Raw genomic sequence first — 20651 nt, forward strand, 5'->3', positions numbered from 1 at the left:
TGAGACTGGAATTCAGTCGGGAGGCCCGTGAGCACAGCCCTACGCCCCGAAGCGTGCGAGACGAACGCCGGCCTGGTGCGCCTGGTGCTCGTGGGGGCGCCGAACGTCGGCAAGAGCGCCTTGTTCGGGCGGCTGACGGGCATCTACGCCGTGGTGTCCAACTACCCCGGGACGTCGGTCGAGATCACGCGCGGCCGGTTCACGGCCGGCGGCCGCGACGTGGAGGTGCTCGACACGCCGGGGATGTACGGCTTCCTCGCCGTGTCGGAGGAGGAGCGGGTCGCGCGACGCGCGGTGCTCGCCGCGGGGAAGCGGACCATCGTGCACGTGGTGGAGGCGGCCCATCTCGAGCGCTCGCTCCCGCTCACGCTGCAGCTGCTGTCGCTCGGCGCGCCGGTCGTGGTCGCCTGCAACCTGCTGGACGAGGCGCGGCGCGAGGGTCGCGCTCCCGACCTCGCGCTGCTCTCGGCGCGGCTCGGCGTCTCGGTGGTGGGCACGGTCGCCACCACGGGCGAGGGGCTGCCCGAGCTGCTCGACGCCGCGCTCGCCGCGCCGCCGCCGGTGGACGGCTGGTCGCTGCCCGAGCCGTTCCGCGCGCCGGTCGTGCGCCTGGCGGGGGAGGAGGGCGTCGTCCGCCTCGCGGCCGAGCTCGCGCTCTCCGGCGACGAGTCGGCCGCAGCCGACTTCGGGGCGGAGCCGGCGCTGTGGCGCGCGGTGGTGGCCGAGCGCGACGAGCGATGGTCGGGGGCCGAGGGCTACGCGGTGGCCGTAGCCACGGCGCGCCGCCGCATGGCGCTCGCGCTGCTCGACGGCGTGGTGCCCGACGGCGACGGGGCGTCGGACGGTCGCAGCAGGCTGCTCGACCGGCTGGCGCTGTCGCCGTGGACCGGACTGCCGATCGTCGCGCTGGTCCTCTACGTCGGCTTCTACAAGTTCGTCGGGGGCTTCGGCGCCCAGACGGCGGTGGACTGGCTCGACCACGTGGTGTTCACGCGCTGGATCGCGCCGCTGGCCGCCGCGGTGACGGGGCTCGTCCCGTGGCAACCCCTGCGCGACCTGGTCAACGGCCCCTACGGGCTCATCAACCTCGGCGTGCGCTACGCCTTCGCCATCGTGCTCCCCATCGTGACGTCGTTCTTCCTCGTCTTCGCCCTGCTCGAGGACTCCGGGTACCTGCCGCGGCTGGCGCTGCTGCTGGACCGTGCCCTGAAGAAGGTCGGGCTCTCGGGCCGCGCAGTGATCCCGCTGGTGCTCGGCTTCGGCTGCGCCACGATGGCGACGCTGGTGACGCGCACCCTGGAGACCCGGCGCGAGCGCGTCATCGCGACGCTGCTGCTGGCGCTCGCCATCCCGTGCTCCGCCCAGCTGGGCGTGGTGCTCGGCATTCTGAGCGCGTGGCCCGGGGCCGTGGTGGTGTGGGGGATGGTGCTGGTGGCGGTGTTCCTCGCGGTCGGCCGGCTGGCGGCGCTGTTCCTGCCGGGCGAGCCGCCGAGCTTCTACCTCGAGCTGCCGCGCCTCCGGGCCCCGAAGGTGGGCAACGTGCTCCGCAAGACGGGCGCCCGGGTGCGCTGGTACTTCGCCGAGATCCTGCCGCTGTTCCTGCTGGCGAGCGTGCTGCTGTGGGCGGGCGACCTCACCGGCGCGCTGGCGCGGGCGACCGGAGCGCTGGTGCCGCTGGTGCGGCTCATCGGTCTTCCCGCCGAGGCCGCCCCCGCGTTCCTGTACGGGTTCTTCCGCCGCGACTTCGGCGCCGCCGGGCTGTACGACCTGGCGCACCGCGGTCTCCTCTCGCCGGCCGCGCTGACCACGGCGGCCGTCACCATCACCTTGTTCGTGCCGTGCATCGCGCAGTTCCTGGTGATGAAGAAGGAGCGCGGGCTCAAGGTGGCCGTCGGGGTGCTGGTGGTGGCGACGACGATCGCCTTCACCGTCGGCGGGCTGGTGGGCTGGCTGCTGCGCACGCTCGGAGGCTGGGCATGAAGTGCACGATGTGTGGCGCGGCGCCGACCGCGTGCGAGGGCTGCCCGATCGGCTCGAACTTCTTCGTCTCCCAGCGGCTCGCGTCCCTCGGCCCGGGCCAGCGGGCCACGGTTCGCCGCCTCGCCGCCGACAGTCCTGCGGACCTGAGGAAGCTCCTGGCCCTGGGGCTGCTGCCCGGGGTGGAGGTCGAGGTCGAGCGGCGCTGGCCCGCGATGGTCCTCAGGCTGGACTGCGCCACGGTGGCGCTGGACGCGGTGCTGGCCGGCGCCGTCCTGGTCGCCCTGGCGGCGTGACGCGGGCCGGGTCCGTCCGGAAGGCCTACCGATCGGAAGTGGCGGGCGGTTAGCTTGCACCGATCCCTGCGCACGGAGTGCGGACGGGTGAGCTTGCGCGCCGACGTTGCGGGCGTGGTCATGGCGGTCGCCGGCATCCTGGCGGCCGCGCCGGCCGCGAGGGCCCAGGTCGGCGGGGCCGACGTGATCCGGCGGGGCCTCGCGCACGGCGGCGCCCGGCCTCCCGCGGGGTTCTACCAGACGCTGGCGGCGCACCCGGGCGCCTTCGAGTTCACTCACGGGTGGCTCGAGAAGGCGCGCCGCGTGCGGCTGGCACGCCAGGCCCTCCGCGCCCGGGGCGCCTGGCGGCAGCTCAATGCGCCCGCGGCGGCCGCGCTGCGGGCCGCGTCGGCCACGGTCGTCGGCGGCGCGCTGCGCTACCCGACCTTCCTGCCGCTGTTCTCGAACACCAGCGCCGCCGATGCCGCGATCATGGACACCGCCGCGGTCGCGCGGCGCTTCTGGGGCACGCTGCCGGCTCCGGCCAATCCGTACTCGGTCACCACCTACTACCAGGAAGTGTCCGGGGGCCGACTGACGGTCACCGGCACCGTGATCGACACCATCCGCCTGTCCCAGACGGACGCGTTCTACGAGGGCGGGTTCGGCTGCCAGGGCCTGTGCGGCTCGTCCGGCGTGCCGGCGCTGATCCGCGAGCTCCTGCTGCACGCCGACTCGACCGTGGACTTCGCCGCGTTCGCCGATTCGACGAACGGCATCGTGCCGGCGATCGTGGTCCTCGATCCGCAGGTGGGCGGCGAGTGCCTCCTGATCTACCAGCCGGCCAGCCAGAGCATCTGGGCGCACCGGTTCTCGCTGTCGGGCTGGGGTGCAGGGCCGTACACGACCAACGATACGGTCAACGGGCACCCGGTCGTGATCGACGACTACATCATCCAGGGCGCCCAGGGCGGGCAGACCGGGTGCACGCCGGGTCAGCTCGCGCCCATCGGGACCGTCACGCACGAGACCGGCCACCTGTTCGGACTGCCGGACCTCTACGACGTGAGCGGCGAGACCGAGGGCATCGGCCGCTGGGACCTGATGTCGTCGGGGAACGAGCAGCAGCCGTTCCGGCCCGCGCACATGAGCGCGTGGACGCTGGCGACGCTGGGCTGGGTGGCGGAAGTCCCGCTCACCACCTCGCAGTCGGTCGCGGTGGGTCCCATCGAGACCGGCGACACGGCCTTCGCCGTTCCGCTCGCCGGCACCAACGAGTTCTTCCTGCTCGAGAACCGGCAGCCGATCGGCTCGGATTCGATGATGTACGGGCCCGGGCTGATGATCTATCATCTCGACACGCTGCTGATGAGCACGCGGCTCTTGAACAACTCGGTGAACGCCGCGCTCCCACACGCCCTGGCGGTCGAGGAGGCGGCGGGCGACACCGGGCTCGACTGCACCTATCCCGCCGCGTGCAACGACCGCGGCGATGCCGGGGACCCGTTCCCGGGCAGCAGCGGCAACGCCAGCTTCGGCCCGGGAACCCGGCCGTCCGCGCGCACCAACGCCGGCGCGGCCGCCGGCCTCAGGCTCGACTCGATCCGGCAGGTCGCGCCGTTCGGCGCGGTGAGCTTCCGGATCACGTTCGGCGGCGTCACCACCGTGGCGGCCTCGGACACGGCGGCGAGCGTGCAGGTGGATGGGGTGCGGACGCCGGTGTTCCGCGACCTGCTCGCCGACGGGTCCACGCACACGGTCGCGATCGACAGCACGCAGCTCTCGCCGTCGGGCCGGGTGAGCTACGCGTTCCGGTCGTGGTCGGATGGCAAGGCGGCGCAACACACGATCACCGGCTCGGTGGCGGGCGCGACCTACACGGCGCTGGTCGCCCGCCGCTACCTGATGTCCGTATCCATCATCGGCGCGGGCTCGGTGAGTGCCACGCGGACCATCGACCCGGTCTCCGGCAGCTTCCTGGCCGAAGGCGACAGCGTCACGCTGACGCCGGTGCCGGACACGGGCTCGTCGTTCGTCGGGTGGAGCGTGGACACCGTGACCGGCGCGAGCGTGTTGGCGCTCCGGGCCGTGCGGCCCTACGCGCTGGTGGCGACCTTCGCCGGCGTGGCGGACGTGCTCACCCAGCTGCTCACCGGCCGCAGTGCGCTCGCCGGCGGACAGCTGCTGGTGCTGGATGGCCTGGGGAACGACAACGGGCGGTTCGACGTCGGCGACTTCGTGGCCTGGCTCGACCGGAACCCCGGCGCGCTCGCTGCCCGGGCCGGCGTCCGGTCGGGGGCGCGGCCGTGACGCGCCTCCTCGTGCTCGCCGCCGCGGCGGCGTTCGCCGCGGGGTGCCGGAGCGACCAGGGGCCGGTGTCCGGCGAGTTGTCGGTGCGGCTCACCACGCCCCGCGCCACCGATCGGGGCATCCTGTTCGCGGTGGTCGGCCCGACGAGTGCGGTGACGGCGCCGGCCGGCTCCGGCTATCGCGTGTTCTCGCAGGCGGCGGGCGGCGACACGACGCGCGTCGTGGTCGTCGCGCCGGTCGGCGCCGGCCTGGCGGCCGGCGACCTGGCGCATCTCGCGGTGAGCGACACGCGCCAGTTCAGGAGCTACGCGGCCCGGGTGATCGCCCTGGCGGCTCCGAGCTACGCGCTCGCCGACACGACGGGCGTTTCGCTCTCGGTCGTGCGGCCCTAGCCTCGGTCGCGGCCGCCGGCGCGCGGCCGGCGGTACGCGTTTTGCTTGAGCGGGCCTTTCGGCCTTGGTACATTGCGGCGGCACGGCGGGGCGGTAGCTCAGTTGGGAGAGCGCGTGGTTTGCAACCACGAGGTCGAGGGTTCGATCCCCTTCCGCTCCATCCTGTTGCGTGCGCCGTCTTGCCGCCGTCGTTCCCCGATTCGTAGGGAGACATGGACCCTTCGACGATCCACGAATACCGGTTCGTCCTGGCCTTCCTGGCCCTGGGGCTGGTCTTCGGGATGATCGCCGTCGCGGTGCCGCACTTCATCGCGCCGCGCGGCCGCGGCGAGGACACCTTCAAGACCTACGAGAGCGGCATCGTCCCCGAGCGCGGGGCGTGGCGCCAGTTCTCGCTCGCCTACTACCTCTACGCCCTGTTGTACCTCGCCGTGGCGGTGGACGTGATCTACCTGCTGCCGGTGGCGCTCGTCTTCCGCACCGTGCACACCTGGCAGGTCCTGGTCGAGGTCGTGGTGTTCGTCGCGATCCTCGCGGTGGCCGTCGTGTACTCGTGGCGCACCGGAGTCTTCCGGTGGGATTGACGACCCCGGACGATCGCGAGCTGGAGCGGCTGGCCGTGGAGGCGTCGCCGTGGGTGCGGCTCGCGATGGTCGAGGACGTGCTCAACCTGGCCCGGGCCAACTCGCTGTGGCCGCTGACCTTCGGGCTGGCCTGCTGCGCGATCGAGATGATGGCCGCCGGGGCGGCGCGCTACGACCTCGACCGGTTCGGCGTGGGCCTGTTCCGGCCCTCGCCGCGGCAGGCCGACTTGATGATCCTGGCGGGCACCATCTCCCGGAAGATGGCCCCGGTCATCCGGACGCTGTGGGACCAGATGCCCGGGCCCAAGTGGGCGATCGCGATGGGCGGGTGCACGATTTCCGGGGGCCCGTTCAAGTACCCCGGCGAATACGCGATCTCCGAGGGCGCGGAGAAGTTCATGCCCATCGACGTGCACGTGCCGGGCTGCCCGCCGCGGCCCGAGGCGCTGATCGCGGGGATCCTCAAGCTCCAGGACAAGATCAAGCAGGGACGGCGGCTTGACCGCGCCGGCTGATCTGGCGCGGGCGGCCGAGGCGCTGGGCGCGACCGTGCCGGCGCCCGTCGAGCACCCGTTCGCCGGCGCCGTGGAGGTCCGGTGGATCGCACCCGGGCGCCTGCCCGACGCGTGTCGCCTGGTGCGCGACGCCGGCTACTTCTTCGAGTCGCTCAGCTGCGTGGACCGACTCGACCCCCACGGCTGCTTCGAGTTGATCTACACCTTCAACACCTTCGCCGCCGCCCCGTCCGGCCGCCTCGTCTGGCGGGTGTGGGCGCCCCGGGAGGCGCCGGTCCCGACGGTGAGCCACATCTTCGGCGCCGCCGCCTGGAACGAGCGGGAAGCGTGGGAGCTCTACGGCGTGGGGTTCGCGGGACATCCCAACCTCACCTGGCTGCTGCTGCCCGAGGGGACCGCGTGGCGCCCGCTGCTGAGGAGCTTCACGGCCCCGCCGCCCTCCGACTACGACGACAGCCGGCGCGCGGCGCCCGCGGCCGCCAGCGATGACCAGCCCGCACGCCACTGACGCGCTCGACACCTACACCCTGAACATGGGGCCGCAGCACCCGTCCACCCACGGCGTGCTGCGGATGAAGCTCACGCTGCGGGGCGAGGAGATCGTGGCGGCGGAGCCGATCATCGGCTATTCGCACCGGGCGCACGAGAAGATGGCGGAGAACCGCAGCTACGCGCAGTTCCTGCCCAATACGTCGCGACAGGACTACCTGTCCGGGATGATCTACAACTTCGCGTGGGTCGAGGCGGTCGAGCAGCTGGCCGGCATCGCGGTGCCGGAGCGCGCGCTGGTGGCGCGGGTGATCCTCGCGGAGTTCAACCGCATCGCGTCACACCTGTTGTGGATCGGCGCGTTCCTGCTGGACCTGGGCGCGGCGACGCCGTTCCTCTATGCGTGGGACGACCGGGAGGCGATTCTCTTCCTGCTCGAGTCGGTCACGGGGTCGCGGCTCACCTACTGCACCGGCCGGTTCGGCGGGCTGAGCCGGGACCTCGACGCCGGCTTCCCGGACCGCGCGCGCGAGGTGCTCGCGAAGCTCAAGGGTCGCTGGGACGAGTACGCCCGCCTGATCGAGGACAACGTCATCTTCGTCAATCGCACCAAGGGCGTCGGGGTGCTGTCCCGCGACCTGTGTCTCTCCTACGGCGTGACCGGCCCCACGCTGCGCGGCTCGGGCGTGCCGTACGACGTGCGCAAGGCCGAGCCCTACGGCGCCTACCCGCGGTTCGAGTTCGAGGTGCCGACCCGCGAGGAGGGCGACGTGTTCGCGCGCTACATGGTGCGGGTGCTCGAGATGCAGCAGAGCGTCCGCATCATCGAGCAGGCGCTGCAACAGCTGCCGGGCGGGCCGATCCTGAACCCCGACTCCATCGGGGTGAAGAAGCGGCTCAAGCCGCCGGTCGGGACGCAGTATTACGCGGTCGAGAGCGCCCGCGGGCACTACGGGATCCTGATCGTCTCGGAGGGGGGCGCGGAGCCCTATCGCGCCAAGTTCCGCACGCCCTCGTATCCCAACCTCGCGGTCCTGACCGAGGTGATGCCCGGCAACATGGTCGCGGACGCGGTGGCGATCCTGGGCAGCGTGGACCTGGTGATGCCGGAGGTGGACCGGTGAGGCGGCGGGAGCCGGCCGGCGCGGAGCCGCGGGCATGCTGAGCGCGCTGCACGACCTGCTCGCCCGCCTGCTCGGCGACTTCGGCGCGACCCTGGTCCTGGGCGCCGGCCTGATCCTCGGCTTCCTCACCTTCAACGTGCTGTTCCTGATCTGGCTGGAGCGCAAGGTGTCGGCCCACGCGCAGCGACGCCTCGGCCCCATGGAGGTCGGCTTCCACGGCTCGCTGCAGACCATCGCCGACATGCTGAAGCTGCTCTCCAAGCAGCTGGTGACGCCGCTCGCGACCGACCACTTCACGTTCCTGTTCGCGCCGATCCTGATCTTCATCCCGACCATCTGCCTCACGTCGCTGGTGCCGCTGGGCGACGCGCAGGCCTTCGCGGAAATGCCCAACGGGCTCGTGGTGGTCGTCGTGCTCTCGGGCGTGACCGTGATCGCCATCTTCATGGCCGGCTGGTCGTCCAACAACAAGTACGCGGTCCTGGGCGGGATGCGGTCCGTGGCGCAGGTGGTGGCGTACGAGATCCCGGTGCTCCTGTCCGCGCTGTCCGTGGTGCTGATCGCCCAGTCGCTCAACCTGCACCAGATCGTGGCCGGCCAGACGGTGCCCTACGCGCTCTACGAGCCGGTCGCGGCGCTGATCTTCTTCATCGGCATCACCGCCGAGACCAACCGGGCGCCGTTCGACATCCCGGAGGCCGAGTCGGAGCTGGTCGGCGGGTTCCACACCGAGTACACCGGGATGCGGTTCGCGCTGTTCTTCTTCGCCGAGTACACCAACATGCTGGTGCTGGGCGCGGTGGGCGCCACGCTGTTCCTGGGCGGGTGGAAGGGCCCCTGGGTGGCGGACCACCAGTGGCTGGGACCGCTGTACCTCCTCCTCAAGGGCTATGGCGTCGTGTTCCTGATGATGTGGGCGCGCTGGACCTTCCCGCGCCTGCGCTTCGACCAGCTGATGAACTTCGCCTGGAAGCTGCTGATCCCGGTCGCGCTGGTGAACCTGCTCCTCACCGCGATCGTGCTCGAGGCGCTGCCGCTGTGACGAGCCCGGTGCGGCGGGTCTTCACGGGGCTCAAGAGCCTGCTGGTGGGCCTGGGGATCACGGGCCGGCACATGGTGCGGCCGGTGGTGACCCTCCAGTACCCGCACCAGCGACCCGACGCGACGCACTGGGGCGGTCCCATCGAGCTGGTGACGTTCCCCGAGACCGGGACCCACGACTGCATCGCCTGCAACGCGTGCACGCGAATCTGTCCCTCCGACTGCTTCGACATCGAGGGCGTGCGGGCGCCGGGCCTGAAGAAGATGCGGGCGACCAAGTTCCTGCTCGACTTCTCGACCTGCAGCCTGTGCGGGCTGTGCATCGACGTGTGCCCCACCAATACGCTGAAGTACTCGGATCGTTACGACGACGTGGCCTATCGGCGCGACCTGACGGTCAACGACCTGCTGGCGCCGTTCGGCGACGACCCCTCCCTCGCCGGGACACAGCCGTGAACTGGAACGGGTTCCTGTTCGGCGCGTCGGCCGCGCTGGCCCTGATCGGTGCCCTGTTCGCCGTGGGGCTCAAGAACATCTTCCACAACATCCTCGGCTTCGCGCTCGCGCTGGTGGGCGTGGCGGGGCTGTTCCTCACGCTCGGCAGCGACTTCCTCGCCATCGTGCTGCTGCTGGTGTACGTCGGGGCCCTCGGCATCGCGATGGTGTACGCGGTGATGCTCTCCCAGCCGCTCGACGCTCCGCGCGCGCGGCGCAGCCGGGCCAAGATCGCCGGCGCGGCCCTGCTGGCGGCGGCGGTCGCGGCCGCGCTGTGGCTGGCGCTGCGGGGCGCGCGGTTCCCGCCACCGGCCGGGAGCCTCGAGGTCACCCCGCAGATGACCGGATACCGGCTGCTGACGGACTACGTGCTGGCGTTCGAGCTGATCTCCGTGCTGCTGGTGGTGGCGATGATCGGCGCGGTGATGGTGGCGCGGAAGGACCGCGGCGCCGCCCGCCGGCCGGGGGGCGCCCCATGAGCTGGCTGCACTGGTACCTGGTGGTGGCGGTGCTGCTGTTCTGCATCGGTCTGTACGGGCTGGTGCAGCGGCGCTCCCTGATCGGGATGCTGATCGCCCTCGAGCTGATGCTGGCGGCCGTCTCGCTCAACGTGGTGGCCATCACGTCGCTGAGCGGCGGCCAGTCGTCGGTGGGCCAGGTGGTGGCCATCATCCTGATCGGCGTCGCGGCGGCCGAGGGCGCCGTCGCGCTGTCGCTGTTCGTGGCGATCCAGCGCGAGGTTCAGAGCATCAACGTCGAGAATCTCTCGGAGCTGAAGGGATGACCGGCGCCACCCTGGCCGCGCTGCTGGTCCAGGGCGCGCCCCTCCTGGCATGCGCGGTCGTGCTGCTCGGGCTCCGGGGGCGGCCGCGGGCCGCCGCGGCGCTCGGCATCGCCGCGATGGTCGCGTCGGTCCTCGCCAGCGGCTGGCTGGTCGCGACGGTCGCCGTGCCGGGGCGGACGCTGCTCGCCCAGACGGTCTTCCTGCCGGTGGACGCCACCCGGAGTCTGGCGTTCGGCGTGCTGCTCGACCCGCTCTCCACCACGATGGCCCTGGTCGTCGCCGCGGTCACGCTGGCGGTGATGGTCTACTCCACGGGTTACATGGCCGGGGATCCGGGGTTCGCGCGCTACTACGGGTTCCTGGCGCTGTTCGGGTGGGCGATGCAGGGCCTGGTGCTCGCCGCGAACCTGCTGCAGACGCTGGTCTTCTGGGAGCTGGTGGGCCTCGCGTCGTTCCTCCTGATCGGATTCTGGTTCGACCGGCCCGCCCCGGCCGCGGCGGCGCGCAAGGCGTTCATCATGACCCGGGTGGGCGACGTGGGCTTCCTGCTCGGGGTGCTGCTGCTGATCCGCACGCTGGGACTCGCGACGATCCCCGACGTGATCGCCGCGGCGGCGCCCGGCGGCGCGCTCGCGCCCCGCACGGTCACGATCGCGGCGGCCCTGCTCCTGATGGGCGTCATCGGGAAGAGCGCCCAGGGCCCGTTGTTCACCTGGCTGCCGGACGCGATGGAGGGACCGACCCCGGTCTCCGCGCTGCTGCACTCGGCCACGATGGTGGCGGCCGGCGTGTACCTCGTGGCCCGCCTCCACCCGTTGTTCCTCGCCGCTCCGGCGGTGATGCGGGCGCTGCTCTGGCTCGCCGTGGCGACGGCCCTGGCCACGGCGACCATGGCGATGGTGGCCGGCGACATCAAGCGGGTGCTGGCCTATTCCACCATCTCGCAGCTGGCGTACATGCTGATGGGCCTCGCGGCCGGAAGCACCGCGGCCGGGTTCTTCCACCTGACCACGCACGCGGGCTTCAAGGCGCTGCTGTTCCTGTCGGCGGGGATCTTCATCCACCATGCCCATTCCAACGACATGCGCGAGATCGCCGCGCGGGACCCGCGCTCCCAACGCGCCGGCGTGCTCGGCCTGGTGGCCGGGAGCGCGGCGCTCGCGGGCGTGATCCCGTTCGCCGGGTACTTCAGCAAGGAAGCGATCCTCGCCGCGCTCGGGAACGGAGCGCCGAGGCCGGCGCTGGTGCTCGCCTATCTCGGCGCCGGGCTCACGGCCTACTACGCGTTCCGGATGGTGTTCCTCACGCTGGTGCCCGCCGGCGCCGGGACGGCGGCGGGCGGCGGCACCGAACGCGGCACCCACGGGCCATCGCCCGCGCCGGCGCACCGGACCACGGGCGGCGAGCGGGCGATGGGGGGCACCGTGCTGTTCCTCGCGGCGCTGACGCTGGTGCTGGGCTACCTCGGTCCGTGGCTCGGCGCGCGGCTCGGCGGGGCGGGGGCGGGGGCGGCGGGCGGCCCGCTGGAGCTGGGTACGGGCCCGCTGGTCGCGCTGGCGCTGGTGGCGGCCGGCATCGCGGTCGCCTGGGTCGAGTTCGGGCGCGCGGGCGCGCCGCGCATCGGGTTCGTGGAGCGCGTGCCGCCCCTGGCCCGCTTCTTCGCCGACAACTGGTACCTCGACCGGCTATACCGCGCGACGGTGATCCGCTGGGCCACGGCGCTCGCGCGCGCCGCGCACTGGAACGACCGCACGATCGTGGACGGCGCCACGGACGGCGTCGCCAACGGCACGATCGGCGGGGGCCGGCTGCTCGCCCTGGTACAGAGCGGCTACGTGCAGGCCTACGTCGCCGTCGCGGTGGCCCTGGTCGCGGCGCTCGCCTACCTGCTCGGGCCGGCGGGCGCGCGGTGAGCCAGCTGCCGCTCCTTACCATCCTGCTCGCGTGCCCGGTGCTCGGCCTGGCGGGCATCCTGGCCACGCCGGCCCGCTACCCCGGCGCCATCCGGCGGATCGCCGCGGCGAGCGGCGTGGCGGCGGCGGCCGTGGTCGCGGTCCTGTGGCTGCGGTTCGATCCGGCGGCCCCGGGCTACCAGTTCGTGGAGCGGGTGCCGTGGGTGCCTTCGCTGGGCATCGAGTGGCACCACGGGGTGGACGGGCTGAACCTGCCGCTCCTGGCGCTGACGGCCATCGTGTTCCTCACCGGCGTGCTGGTGATGTGGGAGCTCGCCGAGCGCGTGAAGGAGTACTTCGCCTTCATGACGCTGCTGGTGATCGGCGTGTACGGCGTGTTCATGACGCTGGACCTGTTCTTCTTCGTGTTCTACTACGAAGTCGCGGTGCTGCCCATGTACCTGCTGATCGCGGTGTGGGGCAGCACGCGGAAGGAATACGGCGCCATGAAGCTCACCCTGTACCTGCTGGTGGGCACCGCGCTGGTGGTGCCGGCCGCGCTGGCGGTGTACTGGGGGGCGGGTGCGGGCAGCTTCGACCTCACGCGCCTGGCGGCGGCGCACTACGGACGCGGCTTCCAGCTGGTGGTCTATCCCTTCCTGTTCGTGGGCTTCGGCATCCTGGCCGGCATGTGGCCGCTGCACACCTGGTCGCCGGTGGGCCACGTGGCGGCGCCGACCGCCGTGTCGATGCTGCACGCCGGGGTGCTGATGAAGCTGGGCGCCTACGGGATCCTGCGGGTCGCGATGCCGCTGCTGCCGGAGGGCGCGCACTACTGGGCGCAGGCGACGGCGGTCCTGGCGACGGTGAACATCGTGTACGGCGCGTTCGTGGCGCTGGCGCAGACCGACCTGAAGTTCGTCATCGGGTACTCGTCGGTCTCGCACATGGGCATCGTGCTGCTGGGCCTCTCGACGCTGTCGGAGGCCGGCGTCAACGGCGCGGTGTTCCAGATGTTCAGCCACGGCGTCATGACGGCCCTGTTCTTCGCCGCGGTGGGCTACCTCTACGACCGGCTGCACACCCGCGACATCGGCAAGCTGGGCGGCCTGTCGCGGACCCTGCCGGTGGCGTCCGCGTTCTTCATCATCGCGGCGCTCACCGGGGCCGGGGTGCCGGGCTTCTCCTCGTTCTGGGCCGAGCTGCTGGTGTTCCTCGCCACGCTCCGGACCTTCCCGGTGCTGGCGGTGATCGTGGTCGCGGCGCTGACCGTCACGCTCGCGTACTCGATCCGGGTCATCGTGCTCGCCTTCTTCGGCGAGCCGCGGGAGGCGCATCCGGGCGTGGCGGACATCTCGGCGTTCCTGGCACTGCCGCGGGCCATCCTGGTCGGGTTCCTGCTGCTGTTCGGCTTCGCGCCGAGCCTGATCCTGAACGTCATCGCGCCCGCGACGCGGGCCTTCGTGCGGGCGGTCCAGTGACCCGCTACGTGGCCCTGCTGCCCGAGGCGTCGCTGGCCGCGACGGCGCTGCTGATCTTCGCCGCGCTGATGACCGAGCGAAACCGGACGGCGCGCGCGCGCCGAGCGGCCTACGTCGGCGGCGTGCTGGTGCTCGCGGCGAGCGTGCTCACGCTGGGGCGGAGCGAGGAGTTCTTCTGGGGTGCCTACCGGGTGGACGCGTTCTCGCAGCTGGTGAAGGCGGCGGTGGCCGCGGGCTTCCTGATCGGCGCCGCGATCGCCGGCGAGGGCCGGGGGCAGCGCGAGGACGTGCGCGGCGAGGTGTTCTTCTTCCTCCTCACCTCCGCGATCGGGCTGGTGGCGTTGGCCAGCGCCGTCGAGCTGCTCGCGCTCTACCTGGCGATGGAGATCGCGTCGTTCTCGCTGTTCGTCCTGGTGCCGATGTGCGACCGCTGCGAGATGGGCCGCGAAGCCGCGCTCAAGTTCATCGTGATCGGCCTGGCCGCCTCCGCGATCACGCTGTTCGGGCTGTCGCTGCTGGTCGGCTTCACGGGCGCCACCGGGGTCGACCAGATCGCCGCGCAGCTCCCGCAGCTGGCGGGCGAGCCGGCCGTGATGCTGGGGATGGCGCTGTTCCTGGCCGGCCTGCTGTTCAAGCTGGCAGTGTTCCCCTTCCACTTCTGGGCGCCCGACGTGTATCAGGCGGCGTCGCACGGTGTGGCGGCGTTCGTCGCCACGGCCTCGAAGGTCGGGGCCATCGCGGTGCTGGCGCGGCTGGTGGCGCTCGCGGGCCTCGGGGGCACCCGGCTGGTGACGGCGCTGGCCCTGATCGCCGCGGTCTCGATGACCCTGGGCAACCTGGTGGCCATCGTGCAGCGCGACGTGAAGCGGATGCTGGCCTACTCCGCGGTCGCGCAGGCCGGCTACGTGGTGGTGGGGCTGGTCGCCTTCACGCGCGCCGGCCTCGCCGCCGCGCTGTTCTACGGGCTGCTCTACCTGCTGATGAACGCGGCGGCCTTCCTGGTGGTCGCGCGCGTCGGGGCCGACGGCAGCAACCCGCAGCTCGAGGACCTCCGGGGCCTCCACCGGCGCTCGCCCCTGCTGGCGGCCACCCTGCTGCTCGCGCTGTTCGCGCTGGCCGGCGTGCCGCCGACCGCGGGCTTCGCCGGCAAGTGGTTCCTGTTCTCCGCCGCGATGGGGCAGGGCTGGTGGCTGCTGGTCCTGCTCGCGGCCGTCAACAGCACGGTCTCGGTCTACTACTATCTCGTGGCGGTCAGGTACGCCTACCTGCTGCCGGACGACCAGAACCGCGGACCCCTCCCGCTGTCGTTCGGCGACCGGACGCTGTGCTACGCGCTCTCGACGGCGGTCGTGGTCCTGGGCGTCTTTCCCACCGCGCTGTACCGCCTCGCCGAGCGCGCGGCGCAGCTCCTGCCGTAGCCCGACCGTCGCTTGCCTCCGGGCGCGCCGCCGCTGTAAGCTCAGAGCGTTTCCGACCCGGAGACAGCCATGGCGCCGGTCGTGGGAGAGCCCGCCCCGGAGTTCACCCTGCCGTCCACGTCGGGGACGGACGTGTCGCTCGCCCAGTACCGCGGGAAGTCCACCGTGGTCCTGGCATTCTTCCCCCTCGCCTTCACCTCGACATGCACCGCCGAGATGAGCGCGTTCAGCGAGGACTTCGCGCGGTTCGCGGACGCCGGCGCCACCGTGCTCCCGATCAGCGTGGACTCCATCCCGACGCTGCGGGAGTTCAAGGCCAAGGAGAAGATGACGGTGGAGCTGCTGTCCGACTTCAAGCGCGAGGTGTGCCGGGTCTACGGCACGCTGCTCGAGGACAAGTTCTTCTCGCGGCGCGCGTATTTCCTGGTCGACAGGCAGGGGATCCTGCGCTGGTCGCATGTGGAGGCCGAGCTCGGCCACCGACGTGACGACGACGAGCTGTTGGCGCAGATCGCCGCCCTGTAGCGGCGCCGGGGGCCGAGCGCGCCGGGCCGCGCGCCGGATCGGCGACGCCCGGGGAGGGCCGGCGTGAGCGACCCGCTCGAGCTGCTCGCGCGGTCCGACAAGTGGCAGCTCGCGGCGGGCGAGGGCCTGGTGTTCGCGCCGCCGTTCCCCATCTGGCTCGACGTGCCGGGCTTCTGGGACGAGGCCCACCTGTTCGAGTACCCCCTCCAGCCGCTGTTCACCGTCACCTTCCTCGACGAGGCGGGCGCGGAGCTGCGCCTGGTGCCTGGAGCGCGCCGCTGGTCGCCCGCCGCCCTCGAGGTGCCCTACCAGCCGGCCGGAACGATCGAGGCGGTCGAGACCCGGATGGTGCTGCCCGGCTTCGTGGTCGGCAGCGAGTGGGCGCTGCGCAACACGGGCACCGAGCGGGCGCTGATCCACGCGGTGGCGTGGACCACCGCCCCGGGCGACGAGGTGCCCGCCGAGGCCGTCGGGTGGTCGTCGGTGGAGCTGTCGTGGCCGCGCCGGGTGATCGACCGCAAGGGCCACCCGCTCGACCTGGTGCTGAAGCTGGCGCTTGCCCGTGGCACGGACACCTGGGGCGCGGTCCGCGCCGAGCCCACCGCGAACCTGCCTCGGTTCTCGCTCACCCCGTTCTGGGACCGGTGGGATCCCCGCCGCGGCGGTCTGGCCTGCCGCAGCGATCTCGGGGGCATCTCGGACGCCGGCCTCGTCTACCTCGGCCTGCACCGGGCGCTGGAGATCCCCGCCGGCGGGGTGGCCCGCCTGGCCGTGGCCCTGCAGGTGGAGCCCGATCTGCCCCGGCGCGCCCCGCCGGAGCCGCGCGTGGATCCCGCGACGCCGCGCAAGGCGTCGTCGTTCTCCGCGGCGAGCCGCGCGTCGTGGGAGGATTTCCTCGTCGGCGTGCCCTCGTTCCGGTGCTCCGACCCGTACTTCGAGCGCTACTGGGCGTACCGCTGGTTCGGCCTGCGGCTCAACGGCGTGAGCAGCGGGTGGGGCAACTACGCCGCGCCGACGGTGTGCGAGGGCATCGGCTACTTCCACCAGCCGGTGGCGTTCAGCGCCCCGTGCCACATCCGGGAGCTGCGCTGGGGCCACGACCCCGAGCTGGCGCGCGGCGTGCTCCGGACCTTCGTCGCTGCGCAGGGGATGGACGGCGCGTTTCCCGGGCGGGTGTACGCGAACCACCTGGAGGGGGCGGACTTCTACCACGCGGACTGGGGCGGCGCCCTGCTGGCGCTCGACGCCGTCCACCCCAGCGACGCGTTCCTGCGCGAAGTGCTGCCGGCGCTCGAACGCTACGCCGAGTGGCTGGTCGCCACGCGGGACGCGCAGGGCCTGCACCTCTACGACGTCGTGGACCAGTACGAGACCGGTCAGGAGTACATGTCCCGCTACCTGGCCGTGGACCCCGATGCGGACCTCTACGGGTGGGAGAACCGCATCCGGCTCAAGGGCGTGGACGTCACGGTCTACGCCTACGCGCTGTTCCGGGCGCTGGCGCTGCTGGCGCCGCGCGGCGGCATCGAGGGCGACAGGTGGCGGGTGCAGGCGGAGGCCACGGCGCAGGCGGTGCGCAAGCGGATGTGGGATCCGGGCTCGGGCATGTTCAGCGACGTGAACCCGGCCACCGGGCGCCGCACCCGGGTCAAGGCGGCCGTGTGCTTCTACCCGTACGCCACGGACCTCGTCGGCGCGGAGCACCTGCCGGGGTTCGCCCAGAACCTGTTCGACGCACGCTCGTTCTGGACGCCGTTCCCGGTGCCGTCGTCCAGCCTCCAGGACCCGCTGTTCGACGCCGACGCGGCGTGGAAGGGCAAGCGCCACAACTGTCCGTGGAACGGCCGGGTGTGGCCGATGGCCAACAGCCACGTGGCGGAGGCCATAGCCGCCGTCGCGCTCGGTCACGTTCCGGCCCTGCGGGCACACCTCGCCGAGTTCGTCACCAAGTTCGTCCGGATGCTGTTCTGGAACGGCGACGCCTCGCTGCCGAACAGCTTCGAGCACTATCACCCGGTCACCGGACGCCCCAGCGTCTACCGGGGCATCGACGACTACCAGCACTCGTGGGTGAACGACCTCATCGTGCAGTACGTGGTGGGTCTCCGCCCGGCGGGCGACGGCCGGTTCGTGGTCGATCCGATGCCGTGCGTGCTCGACGGCCTGGAGGCGCGCGGGCTGCCGATGCAGGGCCGCAGCGTGGACGTGCGGCGTGACGGCGAGCGGCTGGCGGTGCTGGTGGACGGGCGCGAAGCGGGACGCGGCCGCGTGGGAACGGCGATCGAAGTGATTCTGTGAGCCTCAGGGTCGGGCTCGCCGCCGAGACTGGGCCCGAGGGGGATGCGGCGCAGGCGTGGCTCACGACCCTCGCCGACGTGCAGGCACGCCGCTACGAGCCGGGCCGCCTCGAAGCCGCGATCAGTGAATCCGACGTCGTGTGGATCCACGGCGCCGCGGCGCCGGACCGACTGCCGGCCGATGCGCTGCGCGGCTTCGTCACGCAGGGGGGCGGGCTCCTGCTCACGCTGCAGGCGGCGGCGCTGGTGGCCCCGCTCGGCATCGAGGCGGTGCCGCCGAACGACTGCCGCGAGCTGACCTGGAGCCACCACCGCGACGAGTGGTGGTCGGAGGAGCTGCGCGCGATGCCGGCGCAGCTGCACCTGCGCGGCATCGCCACCTACGGACCCCACCCGCTGGTCGAGGGCCTGCACGCCGGCGCCGACTGCTGGGCGCCGTCGGAAGGCGAGTCCTACGCCTGGGCGTGCTACTCCGGCGGCGCCTGGCCGGCCGACGGCCGGGTCGTGGCGGTCGAGCGCGGCTTTCGCGTCCAGAATCCCGAGCGCGTCGTGGCGTGGGAGTACGCCGTCGGGCGCGGCCGGGTGCTCTGCCTGGGGGCGTTCACGCACTTCGCCGCGCCCGACGGGCGGCTCCGGCCCCGGCTCGAGCGGCTGCTGGGCAACGCCCTGCGGGCCGCGGCCTCGGGCGCGGAGCCGCGCACCTGGTGGCCGTCGCCCGGCACCGTGGCATCCGCCTCCGAGGCGCTGGCCCTTCCAGAGCCGCTGGACCTCGAGGGTGCGCCGCTCGTGGCCGCCGAGGACCCGCTGCTCATCGCCGCTCCGGCGCAGGCCGAGGTGCCGTACGACCTGGCCGGCCGCCGCCTCGTGCTGGTCGGCGACGAAGTCGCCGGCGTGCGCGAGCTGTGGGCGCATCCGCATCGCGCCGTGGCGTCGTGGACCGTCAGGGCGGACGGGGAGGCCTTGCAGGGCGTTCACGCGGACGTGACGCCCGACCTCGTCGTCCGCACGCTCCAGACCCCGGTGCGCCGGCTGCTCGAGACCTCGTTCGTCGCGCTCGAGCAGCCGGTGGCGATCGTCGAGTACCGGCCCGGACGCAAGCGGCGCGAATCGGTCGGTCGCGGACCCGCGGACTTCGAGATCGAGCTGGTGACGGACTTGCGGCGGGTGTGGCCGTTCGCGGCCGGCTGCGGCGGCAACCTCGTGTACCGGAGCCGCAGCGACGGCCGCGTCGCGGTGGTGGCGTCGGAGAGCGACGACGGGGTCGTGGCGCTGTTCGTGAGCCGGGCCGCGACGGTCGAGATGGCGCCGGTCGCGGGCGGCGCGCCGGCCGTGCGCTGCCGCCTGCGCACTCCGCTGGGCTCGCCCCTGGTGGTGGCGGTCGCGGGCGGAGCGAGCCAGGCGGAGCTGCAGCGCACGCTCCGCGGCGTGCGGCGGCTCGGCGTGGCCGGCCTGGTGCGCCAGCGCATCCAGCGCTCGTCGGTCGTCGCCGAGGCCCGCCTCCGCGTGCGCTCGGGCGATGCCGCCTTCGACCGCGCCTTCGGGTGGGCGAAGCGCCGGCTCGACGGCTTCCTCGGCGACGCGCCCGGCGTCGGGCGCTCGCTTCTGGCCGGCTACGCCGCGTCGCGTCCCGGCCGCAACGACGGCCGGCCCGGCGAGGCGTGGTTCGTCACCCCGGACGCGTGCTGGGCCGCGTTCGCGCTGCTGGCGGTCGGCGAGTTCTCGCTGGCCCGCCAGGTGATCCGCTTCCTGGGCGACCGTCAGGACGTCACGGGCCAGGTGCTGCACCAGGCGACCACGTCGGGCCAGTTCCTGTTCGACGCCGCGGACGCGACGCCGCTGTACCTGCTGCTCGTGGCGCGCTACTTGGCGTGGAGCGGTGATCGCGACTTCGTCGCGTCGGTGTGGCCACACGTCGAGCGCGCGCTGGCGTTCGGCCTGGCGCTGGACGCGGACGGCGACGGGCTGATCGAGCACGCCTGCCCCGGCGACCCGGGAGGCACGGGAGCGGACGCGGGCGGCGCCACGGAGGTGTCGCTGTACCTGTCGGCGCTGTGGCAGGCGGCCTTGCGCGGCCTCGCCCGCGCCGCGGAAGCCGTCGGCCACACCAGGCTCGCGGCGGACTGCTGGGCCCGCGCAGCCAGAGCCACGGCCGCGATCGAGGACCGCTTCTACGATGCGGAGCGCGGCGGCTACGCGGGCGCGCTGCGGCCGGGCGGCGGCCGGGTGTGGACCCAGACCGCCGCGCACGCCGTCCCCGTGCTCCTGGGATCGGTGAACCCCGTGCACGCGAAGCCCTTCCTCGAGGCCCTGGGGAGCGACGGCTTCAGCGCGCGCTGGGGCGTGCGCTCGCACCCGACGGGCGGTTCATCGGCCGGCGGACGCGGGAACTGCGTGCGGCCCCTGTTCACCGGGTGGGCGGCGCTCGCGGAGTATCGCGCCGGCCTGGGCGCGGCCGCCTTCCGGCACCTGCGGGCCAACGCCGAGCTGGCGTACGGCCGCCAGCGGGGCGCCTTCGACGAGGCGCTGAGCGCCCAGGAGCCGATGGCCGCCGACGGCTGCCCCGACCGGGCGGCGTCCGCCGCCATGGTGGTGCTCCCGGTCGTGGAGGGCCTGCTGGGCGCGGATCCCGACGCGGCGGCAGGCCGCATCACCCTCGCCCCGCAGCTTCCCGCGAGCTGGGCCCGGCTCGAGGTACGGGGCGTGCGCTGCGGCGACAGCGTCTACGACCTGCGGTTCCGACGTGGCGGCGCGGCGCTCGTCGTCGAGACGCGCCGGACGCTGGGCCCGGGGCTCGCGATCACCCTGGCCCCGTACCTGGAGGGACTGCCCAGGGCAGTGGAGGTCGATGGCCGGGGGGTCGCGCCGGAGGTGACGGGGTGGGGCGCGGGCCTCCGGTGCTCGGTCAGCCTCCCGGCCGCGGACCAGCACGAAGTCCGGTTCAGTCTGTAGTGAGCGGAGGGCGGATGTCGGTGGGCAGGACAGCTCCTCGACGGCGAGTGGCGAATGGTCGGCAGACTCGAATGGTGAGGGGCCAGTCCAGTCGTCAGTACCG

The 20651-nt window shown here is 72.8% G+C and carries 18 protein-coding genes and 1 tRNA gene; all 19 read left to right on the forward strand.

Going from position 1 to position 20651, the window contains the following annotated elements; genetic code table 11:
* The first annotated feature begins 27 nt into the window (after positions 1 to 27).
* The 19 genes from feoB to VMF70_14085 all read left to right on the forward strand — a co-directional run bounded on the left by feoB (position 28) and on the right by VMF70_14085 (position 20548).
* The gene (gene feoB, locus VMF70_13995; protein HTT69131.1) at positions 28 to 1980 is read left to right on the forward strand and encodes a ferrous iron transport protein B; all 1953 of its coding nucleotides are present in this window, start codon (positions 28 to 30) and stop codon (positions 1978 to 1980) included.
* Entirely contained in the window at positions 1977 to 2273 is a 297-nt protein-coding gene (locus tag VMF70_14000) for a FeoA domain-containing protein (protein HTT69132.1), read from the forward strand. The genes feoB and VMF70_14000 overlap by 4 nt, the downstream gene beginning before the upstream one ends.
* An 87-nt stretch (positions 2274 to 2360) precedes the next feature.
* Positions 2361 to 4562, forward strand: a complete 2202-nt coding sequence (locus tag VMF70_14005; protein ID HTT69133.1) for a M6 family metalloprotease domain-containing protein — start codon at positions 2361 to 2363, stop codon at positions 4560 to 4562.
* Positions 4559 to 4954: a hypothetical protein gene (locus VMF70_14010; GenBank protein ID HTT69134.1), complete on the forward strand. Its 396-nt coding sequence runs from the start codon at positions 4559 to 4561 to the stop codon at positions 4952 to 4954. The genes VMF70_14005 and VMF70_14010 overlap by 4 nt, the downstream gene beginning before the upstream one ends.
* An 87-nt stretch (positions 4955 to 5041) precedes the next feature.
* A tRNA-Ala gene (locus VMF70_14015) sits at positions 5042 to 5114 on the forward strand.
* A 52-nt stretch (positions 5115 to 5166) separates the two neighbouring features.
* Complete coding sequence (gene ndhC, locus VMF70_14020) at positions 5167 to 5538, forward strand: NADH-quinone oxidoreductase subunit A (GenBank protein HTT69135.1); 372 nt, start codon at positions 5167 to 5169, stop codon at positions 5536 to 5538.
* Positions 5529 to 6053 (forward strand): NADH-quinone oxidoreductase subunit NuoB, encoded by a 525-nt coding sequence (gene nuoB / locus VMF70_14025; GenBank protein HTT69136.1) that lies wholly within the window; start codon positions 5529 to 5531, stop codon positions 6051 to 6053. Before ndhC ends, nuoB begins: the two co-directional genes overlap by 10 nt.
* Positions 6037 to 6561: an NADH-quinone oxidoreductase subunit C gene (locus tag VMF70_14030; protein HTT69137.1), complete on the forward strand. Its 525-nt coding sequence runs from the start codon at positions 6037 to 6039 to the stop codon at positions 6559 to 6561. The genes nuoB and VMF70_14030 overlap by 17 nt, the downstream gene beginning before the upstream one ends.
* Entirely contained in the window at positions 6539 to 7666 is a 1128-nt protein-coding gene (locus tag VMF70_14035) for an NADH-quinone oxidoreductase subunit D (GenBank protein ID HTT69138.1), read from the forward strand. The genes VMF70_14030 and VMF70_14035 overlap by 23 nt, the downstream gene beginning before the upstream one ends.
* Positions 7667 to 7700: 34 nt before the next feature.
* Positions 7701 to 8708, forward strand: coding sequence for an NADH-quinone oxidoreductase subunit NuoH (gene nuoH, locus VMF70_14040; GenBank protein HTT69139.1), 1008 nt, complete (start codon positions 7701 to 7703; stop codon positions 8706 to 8708).
* On the forward strand, positions 8705 to 9163 hold the full coding sequence (locus VMF70_14045) for a 4Fe-4S binding protein (protein ID HTT69140.1): 459 nt from the start codon (positions 8705 to 8707) through the stop codon (positions 9161 to 9163). Before nuoH ends, VMF70_14045 begins: the two co-directional genes overlap by 4 nt.
* Positions 9160 to 9681 (forward strand): NADH-quinone oxidoreductase subunit J, encoded by a 522-nt coding sequence (locus VMF70_14050; GenBank protein ID HTT69141.1) that lies wholly within the window; start codon positions 9160 to 9162, stop codon positions 9679 to 9681. Before VMF70_14045 ends, VMF70_14050 begins: the two co-directional genes overlap by 4 nt.
* Positions 9678 to 9986, forward strand: a complete 309-nt coding sequence (nuoK, locus tag VMF70_14055) for an NADH-quinone oxidoreductase subunit NuoK (GenBank protein ID HTT69142.1) — start codon at positions 9678 to 9680, stop codon at positions 9984 to 9986. Before VMF70_14050 ends, nuoK begins: the two co-directional genes overlap by 4 nt.
* Positions 9983 to 11899: an NADH-quinone oxidoreductase subunit L gene (locus VMF70_14060; protein HTT69143.1), complete on the forward strand. Its 1917-nt coding sequence runs from the start codon at positions 9983 to 9985 to the stop codon at positions 11897 to 11899. Before nuoK ends, VMF70_14060 begins: the two co-directional genes overlap by 4 nt.
* Positions 11896 to 13359, forward strand: a complete 1464-nt coding sequence (locus VMF70_14065; GenBank protein ID HTT69144.1) for an NADH-quinone oxidoreductase subunit M — start codon at positions 11896 to 11898, stop codon at positions 13357 to 13359. Before VMF70_14060 ends, VMF70_14065 begins: the two co-directional genes overlap by 4 nt.
* A complete protein-coding gene (locus VMF70_14070; protein ID HTT69145.1) occupies positions 13356 to 14777 on the forward strand; it encodes an NADH-quinone oxidoreductase subunit N in 1422 nt (473 codons plus the stop codon). The genes VMF70_14065 and VMF70_14070 overlap by 4 nt, the downstream gene beginning before the upstream one ends.
* Before the next feature lie 69 nt (positions 14778 to 14846).
* On the forward strand, positions 14847 to 15302 hold the full coding sequence (locus VMF70_14075) for a redoxin domain-containing protein (protein HTT69146.1): 456 nt from the start codon (positions 14847 to 14849) through the stop codon (positions 15300 to 15302).
* A gap of 63 nt (positions 15303 to 15365) precedes the next feature.
* Positions 15366 to 17600 (forward strand): hypothetical protein, encoded by a 2235-nt coding sequence (locus VMF70_14080; protein HTT69147.1) that lies wholly within the window; start codon positions 15366 to 15368, stop codon positions 17598 to 17600.
* Positions 17597 to 20548, forward strand: coding sequence for a GH116 family glycosyl hydrolase (locus tag VMF70_14085; GenBank protein HTT69148.1), 2952 nt, complete (start codon positions 17597 to 17599; stop codon positions 20546 to 20548). Before VMF70_14080 ends, VMF70_14085 begins: the two co-directional genes overlap by 4 nt.
* Positions 20549 to 20651: the final 103 nt, after the last annotated feature.

The sequence above is a fragment of the Gemmatimonadales bacterium genome, assembly GCA_035502185.1.
In the GTDB taxonomy this organism is placed as follows: Bacteria; Gemmatimonadota; Gemmatimonadetes; order Gemmatimonadales; family JACORV01; genus Fen-1245.

Excerpts from the sequence above, each read along its gene's own strand:
- VMF70_14000 (HTT69132.1), top strand. The coding sequence starts at position 1,977 with ATGAAGTGCACGATGTGTGGCGCGGCGCCGACCGCGTGCGAGGGCTGC.
- ndhC (HTT69135.1), top strand. The coding sequence starts at position 5,167 with ATGGACCCTTCGACGATCCACGAATACCGGTTCGTCCTGGCCTTCCTG.
- VMF70_14035 (HTT69138.1), top strand. The coding sequence starts at position 6,539 with ATGACCAGCCCGCACGCCACTGACGCGCTCGACACCTACACCCTGAAC.
- nuoH (HTT69139.1), top strand. The coding sequence starts at position 7,701 with ATGCTGAGCGCGCTGCACGACCTGCTCGCCCGCCTGCTCGGCGACTTC.
- nuoK (HTT69142.1), top strand. The coding sequence starts at position 9,678 with ATGAGCTGGCTGCACTGGTACCTGGTGGTGGCGGTGCTGCTGTTCTGC.
- VMF70_14060 (HTT69143.1), top strand. The coding sequence starts at position 9,983 with ATGACCGGCGCCACCCTGGCCGCGCTGCTGGTCCAGGGCGCGCCCCTC.
- VMF70_14075 (HTT69146.1), top strand. The coding sequence starts at position 14,847 with ATGGCGCCGGTCGTGGGAGAGCCCGCCCCGGAGTTCACCCTGCCGTCC.